Raw genomic sequence first — 302 nt, forward strand, 5'->3', positions numbered from 1 at the left:
TGTCTCAGTCCCAGTGTGGCCGATCACCCTCTCAGGTCGGCTACGCATCGTTGCCTTGGTAAGCCGTTACCTTACCAACTAGCTAATGCGCCGCGGGCCCATCCCTTAGTGATAGCCGAAGCCATCTTTCACCCTCTCTCCAGGTGGAGAAAGGGATTATCCGGTATTAGCTCCGGTTTCCCGGAGTTATCCCAGTCTAAGGGGCAGGTTGCCCACGTGTTACTCACCCGTCCGCCGCTAACGTCCGGGAGCAAGCTCCCTTCTGTCCGCTCGACTTGCATGTATTAGGCACGCCGCCAGCG

At 58.3% G+C, this 302-nt stretch carries 1 rRNA gene; it reads right to left on the reverse strand.

Annotated features, from left to right (window positions below):
* Positions 1-302 (reverse strand): 16S ribosomal RNA (locus CHH91_RS18285); the annotation flags it as partial.

This window comes from Virgibacillus sp. 7505, from assembly GCF_002272135.1.
GTDB lineage: Bacteria > Bacillota > Bacilli > Bacillales > Amphibacillaceae > Terribacillus.